General features: G+C 62.2%; 21 protein-coding genes. 11 read left to right on the plus strand and 10 right to left on the minus strand.

The window, feature by feature from the left end; translation table 11 throughout:
- Nucleotides 1-1134: putative bifunctional diguanylate cyclase/phosphodiesterase (locus QM649_RS12815; protein WP_415199440.1), on the plus strand; the 1134-nt coding region annotated here is incomplete at its 5' end.
- 154 nt (nucleotides 1135-1288) lie between these two features.
- Nucleotides 1289-2947, plus strand: coding sequence for an EAL domain-containing protein (locus tag QM649_RS12820; protein WP_415199441.1), 1659 nt, complete (start codon nucleotides 1289-1291; stop codon nucleotides 2945-2947).
- Nucleotides 2948-3163: 216 nt separating this feature from the next.
- Here the strand turns inward: QM649_RS12820 and QM649_RS12825 are convergent, their stop codons facing one another.
- The 4 genes from QM649_RS12825 to QM649_RS12840 form a co-directional block, all read right to left on the minus strand.
- Nucleotides 3164-3679, minus strand: coding sequence for an SRPBCC domain-containing protein (locus QM649_RS12825; RefSeq protein ID WP_415199442.1), 516 nt, complete (start codon nucleotides 3677-3679; stop codon nucleotides 3164-3166).
- Between the two features lie 47 nt (nucleotides 3680-3726).
- A complete protein-coding gene (locus QM649_RS12830) occupies nucleotides 3727-4719 on the minus strand; it encodes a zinc-binding dehydrogenase (RefSeq protein WP_415199443.1) in 993 nt (330 codons plus the stop codon).
- Nucleotides 4719-5450 (minus strand): type 1 glutamine amidotransferase domain-containing protein, encoded by a 732-nt coding sequence (locus QM649_RS12835; protein ID WP_415199444.1) that lies wholly within the window; start codon nucleotides 5448-5450, stop codon nucleotides 4719-4721. The genes QM649_RS12830 and QM649_RS12835 overlap by 1 nt, the downstream gene beginning before the upstream one ends.
- A 269-nt stretch (nucleotides 5451-5719) precedes the next feature.
- A complete protein-coding gene (locus tag QM649_RS12840; protein WP_415199445.1) occupies nucleotides 5720-6814 on the minus strand; it encodes an NADH:flavin oxidoreductase/NADH oxidase in 1095 nt (364 codons plus the stop codon).
- Nucleotides 6815-6963: 149 nt separating this feature from the next.
- Here QM649_RS12840 and QM649_RS12845 point away from each other — a divergent pair, with 149 nt between their 5' ends.
- The 3 genes from QM649_RS12845 (at nucleotide 6964) to QM649_RS12855 (ending at nucleotide 8704) form a co-directional block, all read left to right on the plus strand.
- Nucleotides 6964-7458, plus strand: coding sequence for a MarR family winged helix-turn-helix transcriptional regulator (locus QM649_RS12845; protein ID WP_415199446.1), 495 nt, complete (start codon nucleotides 6964-6966; stop codon nucleotides 7456-7458).
- Between the two features lie 390 nt (nucleotides 7459-7848).
- Nucleotides 7849-8451, plus strand: coding sequence for a helix-turn-helix transcriptional regulator (locus tag QM649_RS12850; protein WP_415199447.1), 603 nt, complete (start codon nucleotides 7849-7851; stop codon nucleotides 8449-8451).
- Nucleotides 8452-8482: 31 nt separating this feature from the next.
- Nucleotides 8483-8704 (plus strand): hypothetical protein, encoded by a 222-nt coding sequence (locus tag QM649_RS12855; protein ID WP_415199448.1) that lies wholly within the window; start codon nucleotides 8483-8485, stop codon nucleotides 8702-8704.
- Nucleotides 8705-8729: 25 nt separating this feature from the next.
- Here QM649_RS12855 and QM649_RS12860 read toward each other — a convergent pair whose 3' ends face one another.
- The 3 genes from QM649_RS12860 to QM649_RS12870 form a co-directional block, all read right to left on the minus strand.
- On the minus strand, nucleotides 8730-9089 hold the full coding sequence (locus tag QM649_RS12860; RefSeq protein ID WP_415199449.1) for a hypothetical protein: 360 nt from the start codon (nucleotides 9087-9089) through the stop codon (nucleotides 8730-8732).
- Nucleotides 9086-9397, minus strand: a complete 312-nt coding sequence (locus QM649_RS12865) for a DUF433 domain-containing protein (RefSeq protein WP_415199450.1) — start codon at nucleotides 9395-9397, stop codon at nucleotides 9086-9088. The genes QM649_RS12860 and QM649_RS12865 overlap by 4 nt, the downstream gene beginning before the upstream one ends.
- A 73-nt stretch (nucleotides 9398-9470) precedes the next feature.
- The gene (locus QM649_RS12870; protein ID WP_415199451.1) at nucleotides 9471-10586 is read right to left on the minus strand and encodes an ABC transporter permease; all 1116 of its coding nucleotides are present in this window, start codon (nucleotides 10584-10586) and stop codon (nucleotides 9471-9473) included.
- Between the two features lie 341 nt (nucleotides 10587-10927).
- Here QM649_RS12870 and QM649_RS12875 point away from each other — a divergent pair, with 341 nt between their 5' ends.
- On the plus strand, nucleotides 10928-11428 hold the full coding sequence (locus QM649_RS12875; RefSeq protein WP_415199452.1) for a helix-turn-helix domain-containing protein: 501 nt from the start codon (nucleotides 10928-10930) through the stop codon (nucleotides 11426-11428).
- A 397-nt stretch (nucleotides 11429-11825) separates the two neighbouring features.
- The gene (gene metK, locus QM649_RS12880) at nucleotides 11826-12989 is read left to right on the plus strand and encodes a methionine adenosyltransferase (RefSeq protein ID WP_415199453.1); all 1164 of its coding nucleotides are present in this window, start codon (nucleotides 11826-11828) and stop codon (nucleotides 12987-12989) included.
- A 125-nt stretch (nucleotides 12990-13114) separates the two neighbouring features.
- On the opposite strand, the gene QM649_RS12885 is transcribed toward metK, so the two are convergent.
- Nucleotides 13115-14842 (minus strand): VWA domain-containing protein, encoded by a 1728-nt coding sequence (locus QM649_RS12885; RefSeq protein ID WP_415199454.1) that lies wholly within the window; start codon nucleotides 14840-14842, stop codon nucleotides 13115-13117.
- 175 nt (nucleotides 14843-15017) lie between these two features.
- Between QM649_RS12885 and QM649_RS12890 the strand changes: the two genes are divergently transcribed.
- Both QM649_RS12890 and QM649_RS12895 read left to right on the plus strand, forming a co-directional pair.
- Complete coding sequence (locus QM649_RS12890) at nucleotides 15018-15635, plus strand: HIT family protein (protein WP_415199455.1); 618 nt, start codon at nucleotides 15018-15020, stop codon at nucleotides 15633-15635.
- 59 nt (nucleotides 15636-15694) lie between these two features.
- Entirely contained in the window at nucleotides 15695-15919 is a 225-nt protein-coding gene (locus QM649_RS12895; RefSeq protein ID WP_415199456.1) for a hypothetical protein, read from the plus strand.
- A 199-nt stretch (nucleotides 15920-16118) separates the two neighbouring features.
- Here the strand turns inward: QM649_RS12895 and rmuC are convergent, their stop codons facing one another.
- Both rmuC and QM649_RS12905 read right to left on the minus strand, forming a co-directional pair.
- Entirely contained in the window at nucleotides 16119-17693 is a 1575-nt protein-coding gene (gene rmuC, locus QM649_RS12900; protein ID WP_415199457.1) for a DNA recombination protein RmuC, read from the minus strand.
- 153 nt (nucleotides 17694-17846) lie between these two features.
- Nucleotides 17847-18407 (minus strand): TlpA family protein disulfide reductase, encoded by a 561-nt coding sequence (locus tag QM649_RS12905; RefSeq protein ID WP_415199458.1) that lies wholly within the window; start codon nucleotides 18405-18407, stop codon nucleotides 17847-17849.
- 257 nt (nucleotides 18408-18664) lie between these two features.
- Here QM649_RS12905 and QM649_RS12910 point away from each other — a divergent pair, with 257 nt between their 5' ends.
- Both QM649_RS12910 and fabF read left to right on the plus strand, forming a co-directional pair.
- Nucleotides 18665-18910 carry an acyl carrier protein gene (locus tag QM649_RS12910; protein WP_129207203.1) on the plus strand — a complete coding sequence of 82 codons (246 nt, stop codon included), beginning with the start codon at nucleotides 18665-18667 and terminating at the stop codon, nucleotides 18908-18910.
- A gap of 3 nt (nucleotides 18911-18913) precedes the next feature.
- Complete coding sequence (gene fabF, locus QM649_RS12915) at nucleotides 18914-20161, plus strand: beta-ketoacyl-ACP synthase II (protein ID WP_415199459.1); 1248 nt, start codon at nucleotides 18914-18916, stop codon at nucleotides 20159-20161.
- Nucleotides 20162-20183 lie beyond the last annotated feature (22 nt).

The following is a 20183-nucleotide window of genomic DNA, read 5'->3' on the forward strand; positions in this document are numbered from 1 at the left end:
CCCGACGAATCCGACAGAGGCACGCTGGCCCGCATGGGCGGCGACGAGTTCGTCGTCCTGCTCGAAGAGCTGCAGGACACCAGCGAGGCTGCGCGCGTGGCGCAGCGCCTGCAGGACACTCTTGCCGAATCCTTCTGCATCGGCGGCTCGCAGCTCTTCGTCAGCGCCAGCATCGGCATCGCCTCGTCCGACTCGCACTATCACCGCGCGGAAGACATGCTGCGCGACGCGGACATGGCCATGTATCGCGCCAAGGCCTGCGGCAAGGCGCAGTACCAGGTCTTCGACGCGCGCATGCATCTGCAGGCGGTACGCCGGCTATCCCTCGAGCAGAACCTGCGCGTGGCCTTCGAGCGCAAGCAGTTTCTGCTTTACTACATGCCCATCATCACGCTGGCGACCGGCGCGGTCTCGGGCTTCGAGGCGCTGGTCCGCTGGGAGCGTCCCGGCGAAGGCATCATCGCGCCCGGAGAATTCATCGGCCTGGCCGAAGAGACAGGCCTCATTGTTCCCATCGGCGACTGGATTCTCCGCGAGGCCTGCCGCACGCTCACGCGCTGGCAGTCCACGATTCCCGGCTGCGTCGACCTGACCATGAATGTGAATCTCTCGCCGCGGCAGTTTGCCCATCCCGCACTGGTGGACGATGTTCGCCGTGCGCTCGCGGAGACCGGCGCCGATCCTCATCTCCTGCGCCTGGAGATCACCGAGAGCTGCACCATGGAAAACTCCGAGCGCGCTATCGAGGTGCTCACACAGCTGCGCAGCCTCGGCACGCAACTCAGCCTCGATGACTTCGGCACGGGCTTCAGCTCGCTCAGCTACCTGCACCGGTTTCCTCTGCAGAACCTGAAGATCGACCGCTCCTTCGTCAGCCGCATGGTCGAAGACTCCGAGAGCCTCGCAATCATTCGCACCATCATCCGGCTCGCCCGCGATCTCCGCCTGCAGGTCACCGCAGAAGGCACTGACAACCCCGCGCAGATTCGCACCCTCGAAGCGCTCGGCTGCGACTTTGCCCAGGGCTTCTACTACTCGCCGCCACTCCCGGAGATTCGCGCCGAAGCCTACCTCCGCAGCCACCGCGAGCATCTCTCCGCGGAACAGGCTGCCGCTTCCGTGAATGCATCATGACCTGCAGCGGTCTCATGACGAGACGCACTCCGGCTCATCCTTCGAACGGCATTCCGCCGCCTGCCTGGCCGTGCTGAAGATTACATTTTTCGCATCTCCTCGTAACTAAATCGAAAAGTCTTTGGTTTTTTTCGAGGCAGAGTATGATGCCAGCATGTCTGTTGGCGCTGACGATCTTCGCCGGGGCCTGCAAAACGGCGAGTTCGAGCCTTTCTTTCAACCGCTCTTCACACTTCGCACCGGCGAGCTCGCCGGATTCGAATTGCTCGCGCGTTGGCGCCATCCGGAACAGGGACTGCTTCTTCCCGACCGCTTCATCTCCATCGCGGAAGAAGAAGGAGTCATTGGCTCGATCACAGGCCTGCTGCTTGCGAAAGCCTTTGCCGCAGCACGCAGCATGCCCGCGCACCTGTGGCTTTCCGTCAATATCTCGCCGAGCCAGCTGCGCGGCTTCATCCTCCCGCTACAGATCGAAAGCCTCGCCCGCATCTTCAATTTCCCGCTCTCGCGTCTGGTCATCGAGATCACCGAGAATGCACTCTTCGACGACCTCAAGCACGCCCACGCCATCACCCTCGAACTCAAAAGCCTGGGATGCCGCATCGCACTCGATGACTTCGGCACCGGCTACTCCAGCCTGCTGCACCTGCAGTCGCTGCCCTTTGACGAGATCAAAATCGACCGCAGCTTCGTAGCCTCCATGAACGATCGCCTGGAGAGCCGCAAGATCGTCTCCGCCGTGATCGGACTTGGGCAGAGCCTCGGCCTCACCGTCATCGCCGAAGGCGTCAGTGGGGTGGAACAGGCCGGGCTGCTCCGCGGCCTCGGTTGCGAGCTGGGCCAGGGATGGCTGTTCGGCAAGGCTGTTCCGGCGGAAGAGCTGCCGAAGGTCCTCGCCATACCCTTCCGCCAGATTCCACAACAACCCGGCAGCCTGCTGCAGGAGGTTTTCTCGAGCACGCGCCCCAGCCATCGGCTTGCGCAGTTGCAGGCGCTTTATGACGGCTCGCCCGTCGGGCTCGCGTTCCTCGACCACAACCTGCGGTACATCACGCTGAACCAGCAGCTCGCCGACCTGCACGGTAACCCCATCGAGGCGTACTTCGGGCGCACCGTGGCCGAGATGGTGCCGGACGTCTATCCGCAGCTCGAACCCTATCTTCGCGGCTGCCTTGCCGGTGAAACCTTTTCCGGGCTCGAAGTCATTCGCCCGGCGAACGGCCATCTCCACGAGGCTGCTTTCCTGGTCTCGTATCTACCCGTCTTGGACGAGGCGCGCGAGGTCATCGGCGTCTCCGTATCTGTCGTGGACATCACCGAGCGGCGGCAGACCGAAGCCGCGCTGCGTGAGAGCGAAGAGCACTACCGGCACATGGTCGAGCTCAATCCGCAGATCCCCTGGGTCTTCGATCCGGAAGGCAACGCCATCTCCATCAGCCCACGTTGGGAACGCCTGACCGGCACCACCGCCGATCAGAATCGCGGCCAGGGCTTTCTCGAATCCGTCCATCCCGACGATCGCGAACGGGTCATACGCATCATGGAGCGCTGCTTCCCCTCCGGCGAACCGATCGACGTACAGTTCCGTGCGCGTACGCGCGACGGCGCGTGGCTATGGATGCGCTCCCGTGGCGCTCCGCGCCGCGACGCGCACGGCCATATCATCTGCTGGTATGGGACAGCCGAGGATATCGACGCCCAGAGAAAGGCCGAGGAGGCTCTTCGCCAAAGCGAAGGCCGCCTGCGCGAGCTCGCCGAAGCCTTTTCCGCCGAGCTGCGCCGCCAGGCGGCGATCCTCTCGCCTACGCACTGAGCGGCGATTCTCCAACGGCTGGAAGATGGCCGTGATGTTTCGGAGCCAGGGTGTATCGACACCTTCGTTTGGCGACCCTATTTCTCATCTCGAAGCTGTCATTCCGACCGAAGCGACCGCAGGGAGCGCAGGGAGCGCAGGGAGCGCAGGGGAGGAATGACAAGCTTCTCTTGAAAAATCCTGCAAAAGGCAGGCATTCAGAATATGTCGATATAGCTAGCTCTTCTTTCCCTTCTGCGCCGCACCTACAAGCCCTTCGAGCCAGTCTTGATGCGCATTCAGCATCGGATTCGGCTTCGCGTTCCGCAGCCCTACAGCCGGCTTGCCGATCTGCGATTCCTGCGTGAGCACACGCACGCGGCCGCCCGGCAGATCTTCGATGAGCCACGCATGCAGCACGTCGAGCGCGACATCCTCGTTGCCGTCCACCCACGCGCGCCAGGCTACGCGCGCTGGCTTGCCTTCCGCGGGAGCCTCGTATTCCGTCACCTCGGCTTCCACATCCAGCCCGAAGGTAGTGAAGCGGAAGCGCGCCCCTGCGCTCAGCTCCGGTCCCTTGCCGCCGTCGAAGCCGATCTTCGAAGCGTTGTTATAGTAGCCCGGCCATTCGCGCGTGTCATTCAGATAGGGCCACACCTCGGCCGTCGTCAGCCCCTTCACGATCACTTCGTTCGATACGTAGTTGTCCGTGGTTCCGGGAAGATACTTCTCCGGCCAGTGAATTGCGTGCATATGCTTTCCCTCTTTGCGATGCGTCTTCGCATTTGTATCTGTAACAGTTACAGTTCGGCTACGAGCTTTCCACGCTGCCTTCCGGCCTTCAGCCGCGCCAGCGTATTTCCAAGATCTTCGAAGTCGAAGGGCTCGATCTCCGGCGTCTGCATCTGGCCTTCCGCGATGGCGCCTAGCAGACCCTGGCCCGCGGCCCGCAGTTTCTGCCAGTCCAGCTCCGATCCGTACCTGTAGATGGCTCCCAGCGCGACTTCATGCAGCGAGATCACGGTCGTGAAGCCGGGCATCGGCGGCGTATTCAGCCTGCCCTGCAGGCTCACCAGGTGTCCGTTATAGCCGATGAGCGGCGCGAGCGTCCGCGCATGATCCTCGCCCACCGTGTCGATGGCCGCATACAGATTCCCGCTCCCTGAAGTTCTCTGGAGAGCATCCAGCAGTCCCATCCGCCACTTCGCATCGTGATAGTCGCAGAGGCCTGCCACGCCCATCGCTCTCAGCCGCGGATGATGCCGCTCGGAAGCCGTCACCCAGACGCGATAGCCGCTGTCTACAGCAAGCTGCGTGAGGAAGTTCCCCGTAGCCGCGCCGCCGCCGATCACCAGGACATCGCGGCCTGCTTCCACGGGAAGCTTGTCGATTGCCTGCCAGGCGGTCAGCCCCGGGCAGGGCACGGTTGCCGCCTGTGCGAAGCTCACGCCCTCGGGCACCACATGCAGCGCCTTCGCCACGATCTTCGTGTGGGTTGCGAAGCTGCCTTCGCGCTCGAGGTTCTGGTGATAGGCCACGCGCGTCCCCACGGCAATTCCGGCCTTCTCACGCGCAGCAATCACCACACCTGCGCCATCCACACCCGGAACATGGCCTGGCTGCCAGCCCAATGTCGTCGACGGAAGCACCTTCCAGTCCACGGGGTTGAGCGCCACGGCGCGATTCTCGACGATCACTTCTTCCGGAGCAGGCTCCGGAATCTGTAATGGTGACAATTGCAATTGTTCGGGCTCACGTCCTCCGGACCACACCCAGCCGCGTGCTTCTCCCATCACTTCTTCAGTTCCCCAATCAGCAGCTCTACCACTTTCGCGCTTGAGGCAGGATTCTGCCCCGTAATCAGCTTCCCATCCACCACGGTGTAGACGCCGAACTGCTTGCCTTCCGAATACTGCGCGCCCTGGGCTTCGAGCCGCTGCTGCACCGAGTACGGAACTTCCTTCGCGAGGCCGGCCGTCTGCTCTTCGTCATCGCTGAAGGCCGTCAGCTTTCTGCCCGCGACAAAGGGACGGCCATCCGACAGCTTTACGTCGAGAAACGCAGCCGGACCGTGGCATACCGAAGCTACCGGCTTGCCTGCTTCGGCAAAGCCTGCGATGAGCTGCGCTGCCTTCTTGTTACTGGCGAGATCGAACAGCGGCCCATGTCCGCCGGGGATGAAGATCGCGTCGTAGTCCGTCACCGTGACCGTGTCGTCAAGCTTCTTCGTATGCTTCAGAGCTTTCTCTGCATCCTGCCATGCGGCAACCTGCTCCGGCTTCTCTGCCGAACGCGGATCGACCGGCGCGGCGCCACCCTGCGGACTCACCACAGTGACTTCCACGCCAGCGCGCACCAGCGACTCATACGGTGTGGCGAATTCCTCGAGCCAGACACCGGTCTGACGCCCATCCGGAAACGACCCCGCGCTGGTGACCAGCACCAGCACCTTCTGCGCCTGCGCCGCGCCGGCGAACAGCGCCAGGCTCAGCGCCGCCGATGTGAGAGTGCGCAATTTCTTCATGGAAGACTCCTCTCGAAAAGAGATGCGGGCTTTCCATGTGCCGCTCGTCGCGAGACAGGGAAAGCCGGATGAATTCTGAGTGAGTGATGGACGATTCGAGCCCAGCGACATTCTGTCTTGCAGCGGACTGATTTAACGCGGGGTACTTGCCTCTCCCGCCCAAGCAAAGCCTGGATGGGGCATCCCGAGGGTTCGTGTGTACCCCACTCAAGCCAACATCGGGCTTGGGTGGGCCGCCGTCGCGAAGCAGTTCGCTTCACGCGCAACGATCAGCGGTAGCGGGAGAGCCAGTGGGCGTAGGAAGCAGGCAGAGTCTTCCATGCCGCATCCTCGACGCCCAGCTGCTGCGCCGCGGCGTACGGCCAGTGCGGATTCGCCAGCAGGGGACGGCCCACCGTCATCAGATCCATCTTGCCTTCACGGATCAGCGCATCGCCATCCTTGGGCGAGGCGACATACCAGCTCGTCGTGCCCGGCAGACCGGTCTCCGTGAGCACCTTCGCGGCTGTCTCGGCGAGGAAGTTCGGGCCCCACGGAATCTTTGCGTTCGGCGTGTTGAAACCCACCGAAACGTCCACGAAGTCCAGACCTTCGGCCTTGAACTTCTTCAGCAGCTCGATCGCATCCGCGAGCATGACTTCGTCGTTGCCGTCGAACTCGACCACGCTGAAGCGCGCCGTCAGCGGGCGATCCTCAGGCCACACCGCGCGCACGGCCTTCAGCGTCTCGAGCAGGTAACGGCCGCGATTCTCGGCATTGCCGCCGTATTGGTCCGTGCGCTTGTTCGAGATCGGCGAAAAGAAGTTCTGCGCCAGGTATCCGTGAGCGAAGTGCATCTGCAGCCACTCGATCCCGAGGTCGCGCGCGCGCTCCGCGGCCTTCACCGTATCCGCCTGCACGCGGGCGATCTCTTCCAGGCTCATCTCTTCCGGTGTACGCGGCAGGTTCGCGCCGAACGGCACCGCCGAAGGGGCAATCGTCTTCCAGGCGTTCTTCTCGCCCTCGGGAATGTGGTCATCTCCCTCCCACGGACGGTTCGCCGAAGCCTTGCGGCCGGCGTGCGCCAGCTGGATGCCCGGCACCGTGCCCCACTTCTTCATGGCGGCCACGATCGGCTCCATCTTTTCCGCCTGCTGATCGTTCCAGAGGCCGGTGTCGCCCCAGCTGATGCGGCCCTCCGGCGAAACGGCCGTGGCCTCGATGATGGTCAGGCCAGCTCCGCCGCGCGCCAGGGAGGTGTAGTGCACCTGATGCCAGTCGGTCATCTCGCCCTCCTGCGCCATGTACTGGCACATCGGCGATACGACGATACGGTTGCGCAGCTTCGCGCCTTTCAGCTCATACGAATCAAATAGTCCGGGCAAATCCCTGCTCCTCAAAAGAATCGATTCCATCAAAGATCAATCCAAAGCTCATATCGGATCGTGAGCGATCCAAATTTTGGCCCTAAATTACTTGCACACGCATATATGACGCGCTTGCAATTAATTTGGACTCAAAAAGGCCCCATGCGATGATGAATTTTCAAGGAGGAGCACCCATCGCGACCCCGTCCACACCCCTCGCTCAGGGCTGGTGCGTGCTGTCCCTCCTGCATGACCGGATTCAGGCGCACATCGAGCGTGAGCTCCAGGCGCGCCACGATCTCAGCGTCCGCGAGTTCTCGCTGCTGAACGTGCTCAGCCGCCAGAGTGAACGCGGCGATCACCTGCATATGAAGCAGGTGGCCGAAGCCGTCGTTCTGAGCCAGAGCGCGACGACGCGCCTCGTTACCCGGCTCGAAGAACGCGGCCTGCTGTCGCGCGCACTCTGCGATAAGGACCGCCGCGGCATCTACACCGACGTGACGCCATCCGGACTTGAACTCCTTGAATCCGCACGCCCTACCAACCAGGCCGCCCTGCAGGAAGCCCTCGACGAAGCCCGCCGCGATGAGCACCTGCGGCCGCTGGTCGAAGCGCTCGAAGCCTTCGGCTTCCCCGGCTACGATTTCGCGCAAAGCGAATAGCCTGCTCCGCGCAGGGCGATCCGCCTTCGGCCCCGCTCCCGCTGGTCGCGATCCCGAGCTTTCCTGCAACCCATGAAGTACAAGGTGTCCCCCTATTTTGCGAGCCCATGTCTCAGGCGCGAGACGTGAGGCACCGAACCTGATCCTATTTTCAGCTTTGTCCTTCCGACCGGAGAGGATGAGGTTGCCCCGTACAAGCTTCGTTTGGGGGGAGGAAAAACCGTCGCTGTACAAGAAGAACTGCAGGTTCCTCCGCTTCGCTTCGCTCTGGTCGGAATGACAAACCTTTTAGGGAGCCCAAACCCTAAGCCCTGAAAGAAATCTTTGCATCGAAGTGCAGTCTCGACACATTTAAGATATATCTTAGAAACAACGAAGGAGTATCAAACCATGTTTGGAAAATTTGGAAATCGATTCGATCAGAACGATCCCCGCGGTTTTGGCAAGCACTTCCGCGGTGGGCGGGAGTTCTGGGGCGGAATGGAAGAGGAAGGGCGTGGCCGGGGTCGGCGCGGTTTTGGGCGCGAGTTCGGCGGGCGGCTCTTCGATGGCGGCGATCTGCGCCTGGTCATTCTCAGCTTCATCGCCGAGAAGCCCAGCCACGGCTACGAAATCATCAAGGGCATTGAGGAGCAGATGGGCGGAGCCTACGCGCCCTCGGCCGGCGTCGTCTACCCCACGCTCAACCTGCTCGAGGACGAGGGCTTTGCCACCGTCAGCACGGATGGCGGCAAGAAGCTCTACACCATTACCGAAGCCGGCCGCGCCGAGCTCGAAACCAACCGCAGCCGCATCGACCAGCTGCTGAACCGTATCCGCGAAGTTGGCAAGGCCTTTGGCCCGGGACGCTCGCCGCAGCTGATGCGCGCGATGCACAACTTCAAGATGGCTCTCCGCCTGCGCATGGCCCAGGGAGATATGAGCCGCGAACAGGTTGGCCGGATCGCCGAAATCATCGACCGCGCCAGCCGGGAGATCGAGTCGCTCGACTAAACAGGCCGACTCGGGAAAGGAACGACTACCGATGCATGCCGAAATTCCCCTGCACGACGAGCCGCGCAACAGCGCCAGGCCGGCGGAGACGCCGGCCGCGGCTCAGACATCCCCTCACCAGAGCCGGATTCAGGAGCTCGAATCCGAGAACCGGCGGCTGATGACCCTCGTCGGCGAGCTGCTGATGACCAACCAGCGCCTACGCGAACAGTACAGCAAAAACGGATGCGGGCAGCCCGTGGCTGCCCGCTAAGCATGACGCTCTTCTAAATCCAGCATTAAACCGAGGGCGCAAACGGTCGCCGTCGTTTCTGGAATATGCCGCAAGTCACCTGACGCACAGTGCCCGGCTCCGAGGCGTCCAGTTCATCCGTGATCTTTCCGATATGCGGCTTCATCGATGGCCAGTGATTGGTGCTCAGCAGAAGAATGGCGAATGGGCGGTGACCGAGTGTTTGTTGGAATTCGAGATTGCGATCACAGGACAGGAACGCTTCGAAGCGATTTTCCGCAATCAAAGCCAGCAGCTTTCCGTTCTTCACGGACGCCCAGCCCTGATCCTGAACCGTAGTGACGGAATGGCCTGGAAGATTGCTGGCGAGCTGCTTCGGCACACCCTCATCCAGAATGACCTTCACAGCGCAGGCTGGTGACGACGAAGTAGATCCTGAGATTCGCTATAGGCGAAAAGGGCACGGATTGTCCCGGCGCCGCCCGGCGTGGAAGGAAAGCTTTCGAGTGTGGACAAAATTGCTTCTTCAAGAAGCTGGCCGTCGTCCATATAAGCCTGCACATTCTCGATCAGCGTCTCGGCTGGCAGGCGGGTGCCCTTCAGCAGGGGAGCTCCGCTCACCTTGCCAGGAACGACCTCGACGAGTTCGCATCCCGACCAATCCATGTCAATTATCTTAACGCCGCAGGCCCGGTGTTCGAAATAGCTCTTCAAACACAACCGGCGCACAGAAGTCCTGCGCGCCGGTCGTATTTCAGCTATCAGCTATGCGTGAAGAACCAGAGCGCTATTCGTACGCCAGAGCGTCGATAGGATCCTTCCGCGCCGCCTTCCATGCCGGATAGATTGCACCCAGCACCGAGCCGAGCAGCGCGATCACGGCTGCGCGAATGCGCCAGTCCATCGTGACCGGAAAGGGCAGCGACGGGAACTTGATTCCCAGGAACACACGCAGAAGCTCGGCGATCAGGATGCCGAGCACCACGCCCGCCACCGTCACCACTGCGGTCTCCCGCAGCACTACGTTCACGATGTAGCTCTTCGAGGCACCCATCGACTTGAGGATGCCGATCTCGCGGGTCCGCTCGAGCACCGCCGTGTACATCGACTGGAAGATCACCAGGAATCCGACGATCACCGCAATCGAGATCACCGAACGCAGGGCGATATTGAAGCCCGGCAGATGGTCCGGCGTCATCAGCGACATCCACTCCTGCATGGTCTGCACCTGGTAGTTGCCGAGCGCAGGGATGGCGTGAATCTCACCGCGGATGGTCTCCTGGTTCGCAATCTCATCGCTCTTGATATAGAAGAGCGAGGCGTTGTCCGCGCTACCCATCAGCACGCCCAGCGTGTGGATCGGCAGGAAGACACGGCCGCCCTTGCCGTGCTCGACAATGCCCGCAACACGGAAGGGATGGTTCAGCACCTGGATGGTCGCGCCGACCACGCGGGGGCTGCCGTCCTTCGACTTCGAGTGCGCGTAAACGTCGTCGATGATGACGTCGTTCGGTCCCTGGAAGGGGCCGCCGGAGAGAAAGACAAAGGGCTTCAGAGCATTGAAGCCGGCGTAATCGATACCCCAGATGGTCTCGATGCCGCCCTGCATATTGAAGTCGGTAATGACCGGGGTCGCCACGGCGACGTGCGGCAGCTTCGCGAGCACATCGGCAATCTTTGCCGGGACGGGCGCGCCGCCTACCGAGCTGATGAAGCTGGCATTCGGCGGACGCACGGTCATGTCCGCGCCGATGCCGCCCTGCTGGTTGCTGGCGTTGCTCACCTGCCCGACCATGATCGCCACGATCGACAGGATCATCACCACTTCAATGGCTACGGCCACCACGCTGATCAGCGTACGCAGGGGACGGTGCAGAAGATTGCCTATTACCAGCTTGTTCATGGGTCGTCGAGATCCTCGTCCCCGCCCAAAACGGACGATTTTGGCTCAAATCCCGTTCCTGGACAGCCAGGCCCGGAATAGTTTGGGGCGCGGTTGCGTGGCTTTCGCGAGTGTAACAAAATGACTCTGATGCTGTGAGAATGTGCGGATTCCGGGCCTGCTCGTAACGGAACAGTAACCGGTTAGGCACCAGATCATGTCACCGGCGGCATCAAATCCGGGATGAATGTGCATGTAACCCGATTTTTTTCTTTGACCTGCCATCTTCCGGCCGTTATACCTGTGGATAAATTCCTGAATTTTTGAAATCTTTTTTCTGCCGGTTGTAATGAGGTTGGGACATGTCCGAATTCGGCACCGAATTACGCAGAGAGCGGGAAAGCCGCGGCATCGGCCTGGACACGATCGCCGAAGCCACGAAGATCAGCAGCCGCCATCTGCAGGCCCTGGAGACGAATCACTTCGATCAGCTTCCTGGTGGGGTCTTCAACAAGGGAATCGTCCGTAGCTACGCCCGCGTCGTCGGCCTGGATGAAGAGGCGTGGGTGGAACGCTTCATGTCGGCCTATCGCGGCTCCGGCCAGCTGAAGGACGATGATGCGAACTGGATCCAGTTCGCCGAAAATGTCAGCCGCGGCCGCACTCCCGAGGAAGCGGACCGTCCGGCGCTGCGTCTGCGCTGGGCCGGCGTTGCCCTGTTGTTGGCCGTGCTCGCGGTCCTCGGCTGGTTCGTATGGCACTACGTGAGCAACAAGCTCTCGGCCGACGCGGCCCCGGTGCAGTCGACGTCCTCCACCATGACCGTCGCAGCCCTAGCGTTCAGCGCCCCGGTTTCTCGCTAGACTCCGGCTAAATGCCCTTCGGTGTAAGGACCAAACTGCAGGTTCTTCCACTTCGCCCGGGCTTGCTTCGGTCGGCTCGCTTCGGTCGGCTAGTCTCGGTCGGAATGACAGATTCTTTTCATGAGCCCTGAACGCGACTAGCGGGAGCGAGGGCGATCGCCTGGATGGCCAGTCCGCAGCGCGATGGCGATTCTCGCCGGTGGCCTACTCCAATTCCCCGTTCGCTTCCGGGCTTTGTACCGGATCCCGCGCCTCTAGTACCATTAAAAGAGATGTAGTTTATCGGGGATGTTTCCGACTGTCTCCGGCCCCTCTCCAGGCCGCCAGGCTCTCCATGAAGCCGTTACCCGGCCGGCCAATGTGCCGTACATCCCAAATCAACTGGAGGAACTCCGTTTTGTCCGCACGCCAGAGATTTCTTTTCACCTCAGAATCGGTGACCGAAGGCCACCCCGACAAGATCGCTGACCAGGTTTCCGACGCGATCCTCGACGCCTGCCTCGAGCAGGACCCCTACTCCCGCGTTGCCTGTGAAACCCTCACGGCGACCGGCCTCGTTGTCATCGCCGGTGAAATCACCACTCAGGCGTACGTTGACTTCCAGACCCTGGTGCGCAATGTGGTCTCGGAGATCGGCTACAACAATGCGACCTACGGCTTCGACTCCAACACCTGCGCAGTGATTTCGACCATCAACAAGCAGTCCGGCGACATCGCGCTGGGCGTGGACACCGGCGGCGCCGGCGACCAGGGCATGATGTTCGGCTACGCAACCAACGAGACGCCCGAACTGATGCCGACCCCGATCGCGCTGGCCCACAAGCTGAGCCGTCGCCTGACCGAGGTTCGCAAGAATGGCCAGCTGGCCTACCTGCGTCCCGACGGCAAGAGCCAGGTCACCGTGGAATACGACTCGAACAATAAGCCGGTCCGCGTGGACGCCGTGGTGATCTCGACGCAGCATGCCGAGGAAGTCACGACCGAACAGCTCCGCGCCGACATCCTGAAGGATGTCATCCAGGCGGTTCTGCCGGCCGAGCTGCTGGACGAGAACACCAAGTACCACATCAACCCGACGGGCCGCTTCGTTATCGGCGGACCGATGGGCGACACCGGTCTGACCGGCCGCAAGATCATCGTCGACACCTACGGCGGCATGGGCCGTCACGGCGGCGGCGCCTTCTCCGGCAAGGACTCGACCAAGGTCGACCGTTCGGCCGCCTACATGGCCCGCTACATCGCCAAGAACATCGTGGCCGCCGAACTGGCTGACCGCGCCGAAGTCCAGCTTGCCTACGCCATCGGCGTGGCCGAGCCGGTCTCCGTGCTGGTCGAGACCTTCGGCACTGGCAAGATTCCCTCCGAGCAGCTTGAAGACCTGGTTCGCGCCAACTTCCAGCTGACCCCGAAGGGCATCATCGAGAGCCTGAACCTCCGCCGCCCGATCTTCCGCAAGACCGCCGCCTACGGCCACTTCGGCCGCACGGAGAGCGAGTTCCAGTGGGAAGCGACCGACAAGGCCGCCGCGCTCAAGGAGCAGGCAGCCGCAGCGACCGTCTAACCCTCGGCGATCGGCGTCAGATAAACAGGCAGGCCTCACGGCCTGCCTGTTTATTGTTTTGGGAGAAATCTCTGATCGCGCGTGTGCCTTCTACAAACGCTAGCTGTTCGCGAATGAAGGCGTGCCTAGCTCTTACCCGCCGCCCGCACCGGTACCTCGATTGCCCCGACCCGATTTGAGTTGAGGTCATGCACCACGAGCCTCACCGATCCGCCAGTGGCAGGCATGGTGAGAGCTGCATGAAGCACCATGCCATTCTCCATCGCGCGCTCGAAGTCCTTCGGTCCCAGCGTCTCGTCGAAGTTGCCGCCGGTGTAGTTCACTCGTCGGCCTTCGGCGTCATAGCCAACCAGCATCCACTCCAACCGGTCGTGACGCCGGTCTTTCTCCATCGATTCGAAGAGCAGGGTCGCGGCATTGATCTTCATATCGACAGCCACCTCCCGCGTCGGTCCCTTCAGCTCTTTCACCATGGCGCCCGATGGCCCCTGCGGCACATGCCCGGCCAATTCGGGATCTCCCTCGGACAGCACTCTCGCCCAAAACAGCACCTGCGTCGAAGGCGGCGCTCCGTGCAGCAGGGCCTCCTGCATGGGATCGAATGTAGCTGTCGCGGGACCCGCCGTCGAACCTGCGGCGTCGACATAGAAGCCGTGCCGGTATTCGAGCTGGTAGTGGCCGCCATCCACCGCAACCTTCAGGCTATGGAAGCTGCCTTTCGGCTCCTGCTGCGGCACGTAGCCAATGCTGTAGTAGCTGCTCCCGTTCTCGACGGCTTTGGCGACCGCCTCCGCCAGGGCATTTGTATTGAGGAAGGCTTCGCCACCGGTCTGTTCCGCCACGCGCTCCATAGTGGCGTGAGCATCTGCCGTGCGTGTCAGAAAGTCGGAGTCGTCCTGGGTGGGGTTCGTCCTGTCCGGGCCTCCCATGCCGCTCCGGCTCAAGTGGATATTCGGCTTGTTCTTCGCATTGGAAAGAGCCAGCACCTCGACGCCTGCCGCGTACACCGGGTATACCGCGACATGCACCGCGGAGAGCATGTCGGCAGTCGACTGCACTCTCTCCGAGTAGTTCCGCATCGACATGAATTTCGCCAGCGAGGTGCCTTCTGTTGGAAGCAGCGACATGGGGAACGAGTCCGAAAACCAGATCAGGTTCTTCCGCCCCGGCAGCGAGCTCAGGTAGCGGGCGATCTGCTGCATGCCGTCGAGCGTTAACTGCTGCCGCTCATCCGCATTGAAGGATTCGGTCTCCGCCTCCGATTCCGATACATGCGTAAGGAACTGCTGCATGCTGGCCGTGATGGTCTGGGTCGACCCTCCACCGGATTGGCCGCCGATCATATTCACCACGCCTTGGTTGAGGGTGGCGTCCTTGTCGAGATCAAGGGCGACGGTAGGATGCACGCCGGCCGCCGGACTTTGAATCGCGGCCTCGAGCGTCGATGTATCCCAGGTAAATCCCTGCAACAGCTGCAGCCGCGTTCCCAGCGCAAAGATCGCCATCTGTGTGCCAGCCGGCGTCGTTTTCAGATATTTGAGCGCCTGCTGCCGCATGAACATCTGGTCGGCGGGTGCGGTGTTCAGCGTATCCAGCAGGAGCACATTGACCGCCGGCGCATCGGGATACAGCGGCTCATTGCTATAGACATGCGGCGGCAGCGGCGTTGTCTTCACCAAAACGGCAGAGGACTGCGCTTTCGCATTGCGCTCGTCGAAGTATGTGATCGGGACTTCATGCCCGTCTTCGAAAAGGCGGAAATGGCTGCGATCGAGCCCGTGAACGGCATTGTCGTGCTCCGTGACAACGACGTCTACCAGCACCAGGCTGGCGCTGGCGTGGATAGTGGTCACCGGCTGGGCATTCTCGGCGGTTGGCGCCTGCTGCGCGTGAAGTAAACTTCTGAGTACCAGCAAGAGGGCGACGGAGACAGCGGCACAGCGAAGTCGGCGCATCGACAGACCTACCCGGACAAGATCAGCTGATGGACTGCACTCCTGAAGACGCGTTGTTTACGGAAACGGTCTCATGCCGGGAAAAAGAAACTTCTCCGGCTCATCCGCTAAGCTCTACCGTATGGATCACCTCTGGACCCCGTGGCGCTACGCCTACGTCACCGATGACCGCAAATCCGGCCGCAAAGGCGTGCCGCCCGAGCTCGAAGCGTGGCCCGGCGACCTGGGGTGCGTCTTCTGCAACCTGCTGGCGGCCGCTGACGGCTGCATCGCGCAGGGCATGCCTGCCGAGGAGGCGGACCGCGCTTCGCTGATCGTCCATCGCGCGGAGTTCAACTACGTGTGCCTGAACCGCTATCCGTACAGCTCGGGGCATCTGATGGTGGTGCCGCGGCAGCATGGATCTTCGCTGGCTGCACTGCCGCCCGAGACCGCCCGCGAACTGATCGATCTCTCCCAGCAGTCCGAGCGCGCGCTGACCGAGGTCTATCGTCCGCACGGCATCAACATGGGATTGAACTTAGGACAGGCCGCGGGCGCCGGCGTCGCCGAGCATCTCCACCTGCACGCCCTGCCCCGCTGGGTTGGCGACACCAACTTCATGACCGCCGTCGCGGAAACCCGCGTCCTGCCAGAGATGCTGGAGATCACCTGGGCGCGGCTCAAAGAGGCGTTTCGGAAGGTAAGTTAGGGGCAATGCCCGGCCCACCTGCATGAAGCCCCGGGCATCCCAGTTGTGGGAGGTCTCCTATGACTCAGAAATCCCACGACACGGCATCCGGAAATACGACGCATTCACCCGCCAGCGTGCAGCCGGTAGAGACAGAAAACGGCCACAGCGCGAAGAAGGACGACCAGCACAAGTCGCTTGAGCACAACGTGCACACCGGGCAGAATCAGCGACATCCCGCGGAGGTTCCCGGGCAGCACTCGACCGGATCCTTCACCGGCGACGGCGGCCCGGGCAAGCGCTAGGACAGGGGCTCAGCGAAGAGCGTAAGACGGATTTGCCCCCCGTCCAAGCGGAGCTTGAACGGGTTACCCATATCCTCGCTCGAGAAGAGAACCGCAGGTTCCTCCGCTTCGCGAGACGATGAGACCGTCTCGCTTCGGTCGGAATGACAGGCTTTTTTTAACGACTGCTACGAGCAGCATTCAGAGTAAGCCGGCGAAGCTAGTTTTCAGGCAACGCGTCTTCGCCGGAGGCGGCCAGCTGCAGGTCTGCTTCGTCTAAGGGTGCCTCGAAGGCCAGCTCCGCGATCTTCGGCGGCAGCGCTTGTTCGAGCGACTTCGTAGGCTTTACGCCGAGCGCTTTGAGCATCTCCGCCTGGCGGATGGCATTGCCCTTGCCCTGTGCGAGCTTACCGTACGCATCCTCGTAGCTCTTGCGGGCGCGGTCGAGGTGGGTGCCGACTGCGGTCAGATCGTTGGCGAAGGCTGCGAGCTTGTCGTAGAGCTCGGCGCCGCGCTTCACGATCTCCTGCACGTTGCGGGTCTGCTGCTCCTGCCGCCAGAGCTGCGCCACCGTCCGCAGGACGAAGAGCAGCGTGCTCGGGCTGACCAGCAGAACATTCTTTTCCCACGCTTCCTGCCACAACTTGCCGTCGCGGCCGATGGCGGCGAGGAAGGCCGGCTCGACGGGGACGAACATGATGACGAAATCGAGCGAGTTGAGACCGTAGAGCTGCTGGTAATTGCGGCCCGAAAGTTCCTTGATATGCCCCTTCACCGCGACGAGATGCTTCGCCAGCGAGAGGTCGCGCGAGGCCTCGTCTGTTGCGCTGCAGGCGTCGTTGTAGTCGTTCAGCGAAACCTTCGAATCGAGCACCAGGTGGCGGCCCTGCGGCAGGTCGAGGATGACGTCGAGCCGCGCCTTGGTACGGTCCTCGCGCGTGAAGCTCTCCTGCACTCGGTACTCGTGGCCCTTGCGCAGGCCGGAGGCTTCGAGAATGCTCTCGAGCACGTACTCGCCCCAATCGCCCTGCGTCTTGGAGCCGCGCAGCGCGGTGACGAGACTCTGCGCATCGCTGGAAAGGCGCTCGTTGAGCGACTTCAACTGCTCGATCTGCGATTTCAGTTCAGTTCGCCCGGTGAGGCCGTCCTTTTCGAGGCTCTCGACCTTGGTCTGGAATTCGCCGAACTTGTCCTTTAACGGACGCAGCAGGTTGCCGATGTTCTCGACGTTCTGCTCGGCAAACTTCTTCGATTTTGCGTCGAGGATATCGTTGGCCAGCTTCTCGAAGCGGTTCGAAAGCTCTTCGCGGGCCAAGTTCAGGTCTGCGAGGCGCTGCTGCGCGGCTTTGGCCTCGGTCTCTTTCTCGGCGACGATCTGGGCCAGCCGCGCCTTGAGACCGGTGTTTTCCTGCTGTAGCTCGCTCCGCATCCGCTCGAAGCTTTCTTCGTCGCGCTCGAGTTCCTTTTCGAGGCTCTGGACCCTTGTCCGCAGGCTTTCGCCCTCCGCGGTCAGGCGGCTGATTTCCGCCCTCTGCTGGGCGTCACGCTCGGCGGCCTGGCGGACGACCTCCCGGCCCTGGCGATCGAGTTCCTGCGTCTGCCGTGCCAGTTCGGCCTTTTCCCGCTGCGCCTGCTCAAGCGCCGCTTTCTGCTGCGCCGACTCGTTCAGCGCCTGCTCGGCGCGCATCCGTTCGGCTGCCGCCTGCGCCTTCCCCTGGCCCGCGGCCACCACCCACGCCAATACCGCACCCACGGCCGCTCCGGCCGCCAGCGCTACCAATACCCACACGTTCATCCCTGAACTATACTGCTTCGCGCAGGGCGATCCGCCTTCGGCACCCGCTCCCGCTGGTCGCGATCTCAGGCCTTACAGAAAAACATTTGCCATTCCGACCGGAGCTGGGGAGCTGAAACCCAGGAAAATCGCGAGCTGGGAATCCGGCTGCAGCTACTGCGCCTTGAGGCCATCGATGAAAGCGATTACGGACGGAGCCGACCAGTCTGCCGCGCCAGTGTGGTTTGCCACCAGGGTGCCGTCTTTTGCATAGAGGAAAGTGGCCGGATATTGGTTCAGGCGCATGGATGCGGGGATGTCGTCGTCTTCCATCACGTAGAACGGCAGCGTCAGGTGATTGCGCTGCGCGTAACGTCGCACGGCAGCCGGCGAATCCAGTCGCGAGATCACCAGAAACTGCACCTGCGGGTCGTTCCGGTAGTGCTCGTAGAGCTTCTGCACCGTAGGCATCTCAGCCACGCACTGGATGCACCAGGTTCCCCATAAATCCACGAAAACGACCTTGCCGCGGGTAGAAGATAGTTGCCGGGGCACTCCATCCAGCGTGCGATATGCCAGGTCGCTGGCGGGTTCCGGCTCCAGCCTCAGTTGGGGCGGCTCCATCTTCGCGGCGATCTTCGCCTCTACCAAGTGAAAGCCTGCCCACGCGGCGGCGAGGACGGCGATTGCCAGTACAGCCAGCACCAGCAGGGCACGCGTCAGCAGCTTTCCCATGAAGACTCTCCGCCGGTTCATACGCCTTCGCCCGCAATTTGGTTCCGGGGATTCGCTCCCTCTCACGTCTCTCACAACAAGGAAGGTGGGGCGCCCGGCGTTGCCTCCGGACATTCCCATCTCCATCCCCCGCTTTACACTCTGTTTTCCCCTCAGTAGACTTGGAATTTCGGAGCAAGGATTCGTGTGCCCTTCATCCGGCCACTCCCCATCTCCGGAACAGTTTGTGGAATCAGCACCAAACAGGAGAGTCACGCATGGCAGCAGTGGAAGAGAAGGTCAAACAGATCATCGTCGAGCAGCTTCAGGTGGATGAGGCCGAAGTCACCCCCAGCGCTTCGTTCCAGGAAGACCTCGGAGCCGATTCGCTCGACGTCGTCGAGCTGGTGATGCAGTTCGAAGAAGCCTTTGACATCGAGATCCCGGACGAAGACGCCGAGAAGATCAAGACCGTCAAGGACGCCATCGAGTACATCGAGAAGAACGCGAAAGGCGGCAAGTAACCCGTGAAGCGTCGCGTCGTCGTCACCGGGCTGGGGCTGGTCTGCGCAGTTGGCAACACCGCTCCGGAAGCCTGGGAAAATCTGCTCGCCGGCAAGAGCGGCATGGCACCGATCACCGGTTTTGATGCAACCGGCTATCCGGTTACCTTTGCCGCCGAGGTTAAGAACTTCGATCCGCTGAAGTTCGTGGATAAGAAGGAATCGCGCAAGATGGCGCGCTTCATCCACCTCGCGCTCGCCGCTGTCCACGAGGCTCTGGAGACCTCGGGGATCAAGATCGACGCGTCGAACGCTGAACGGATCGGCACCTACATCGGCTCCGGCATCGGCGGTTTCGAGGTTATCGAGCGCGAGCACTCGAATCTCATCGCCGGCGGACCGCGCAAGATTTCTCCGTTCTTCATTCCTGCGGCCATCGTGAACATGGCGGCCGGTCAGGTCAGCATCAAGTACGGCGCCAAGGGTCCGATTTCGGCCACGGCGACGGCCTGCACCACCTCGGCCAACGCCATCGGCGACGCGGCCCGCATCATTGAGCACGGCGATGCGGACGTAATGATCGCCGGCGGTTCGGAAGCCGCGGTTACGCCTATGTCCGTCGGCGGATTCGCCGCCATGCGCGCTCTTTCGACGCGCAACGACGAACCGACCCGCGCCAGCCGCCCCTTCGACAAGGATCGCGACGGCTTCGTGGTGGGTGAAGGCGCAGGCATCCTGGTTCTGGAAGAGCTGGAGCACGCCAAGGCACGCGGCGCGAATATCCTGGCCGAGGTCATCGGCTACGGCATGAGCGCGGATGCCTTCCACATGACCGGCATCGCCCCCGAAGGCGAAGGCGCCCAGCGCAGCATGCGCGCGGCCCTGCGCGACGCGGGCATCCAGCCGGAAGAGGTGGGCTACGTGAATGCGCACGCGACCTCGACCCCGCTCGGCGACGGCAACGAATCGAAGGCCATCGAGACGGTCTTCGGGGAGCACGCCTTCAGCGCGAAGTTCAAGGTCAGCGCGACCAAGTCGATGACTGGCCACCTTCTGGGCGGCGCAGGCGGCCTCGAGGCAGGCATCACCGTCCTCGCGCTGCGCGACCAGAAGCTGCCCCCGACCATCAACCTCGAGAATGTCGACCCGGAATGCCGCCTCGACTACGTGCCGAACGTAGCCCAGGACCACAGCTTCGACGTCGCCCTGTCGAATTCGTTCGGCTTCGGCGGCATCAACGGCTCGCTGGTCTTCCGCCGCTGGAAGGGCTAAGAACAGGGTTTAGGGAATAGGG

This window comes from Silvibacterium sp., from assembly GCF_047605705.1.
Lineage (GTDB): Bacteria > Acidobacteriota > Terriglobia > Terriglobales > Acidobacteriaceae > Silvibacterium.

What these genes read in the sequence shown, in the direction of transcription:
- QM649_RS12820 (WP_415199441.1), top strand. Translation starts at nt 1,289, where the DNA reads ATGTCTGTTGGCGCTGACGATCTTCGCCGGGGCCTGCAAAACGGCGAG.
- QM649_RS12825 (WP_415199442.1), bottom strand. Translation starts at nt 3,679, where the DNA reads ATGCACGCAATTCACTGGCCGGAGAAGTATCTTCCCGGAACCACGGAC.
- QM649_RS12830 (WP_415199443.1), bottom strand. Translation starts at nt 4,719, where the DNA reads ATGGGAGAAGCACGCGGCTGGGTGTGGTCCGGAGGACGTGAGCCCGAA.
- QM649_RS12835 (WP_415199444.1), bottom strand. Translation starts at nt 5,450, where the DNA reads ATGAAGAAATTGCGCACTCTCACATCGGCGGCGCTGAGCCTGGCGCTG.
- QM649_RS12845 (WP_415199446.1), top strand. Translation starts at nt 6,964, where the DNA reads ATGATGAATTTTCAAGGAGGAGCACCCATCGCGACCCCGTCCACACCC.
- QM649_RS12850 (WP_415199447.1), top strand. Translation starts at nt 7,849, where the DNA reads ATGTTTGGAAAATTTGGAAATCGATTCGATCAGAACGATCCCCGCGGT.
- QM649_RS12855 (WP_415199448.1), top strand. Translation starts at nt 8,483, where the DNA reads ATGCATGCCGAAATTCCCCTGCACGACGAGCCGCGCAACAGCGCCAGG.
- QM649_RS12870 (WP_415199451.1), bottom strand. Translation starts at nt 10,586, where the DNA reads ATGAACAAGCTGGTAATAGGCAATCTTCTGCACCGTCCCCTGCGTACG.
- QM649_RS12875 (WP_415199452.1), top strand. Translation starts at nt 10,928, where the DNA reads ATGTCCGAATTCGGCACCGAATTACGCAGAGAGCGGGAAAGCCGCGGC.
- QM649_RS12890 (WP_415199455.1), top strand. Translation starts at nt 15,018, where the DNA reads ATGCCGGGAAAAAGAAACTTCTCCGGCTCATCCGCTAAGCTCTACCGT.
- QM649_RS12895 (WP_415199456.1), top strand. Translation starts at nt 15,695, where the DNA reads ATGACTCAGAAATCCCACGACACGGCATCCGGAAATACGACGCATTCA.
- rmuC (WP_415199457.1), bottom strand. Translation starts at nt 17,693, where the DNA reads ATGAACGTGTGGGTATTGGTAGCGCTGGCGGCCGGAGCGGCCGTGGGT.
- QM649_RS12905 (WP_415199458.1), bottom strand. Translation starts at nt 18,407, where the DNA reads ATGGGAAAGCTGCTGACGCGTGCCCTGCTGGTGCTGGCTGTACTGGCA.
- QM649_RS12910 (WP_129207203.1), top strand. Translation starts at nt 18,665, where the DNA reads ATGGCAGCAGTGGAAGAGAAGGTCAAACAGATCATCGTCGAGCAGCTT.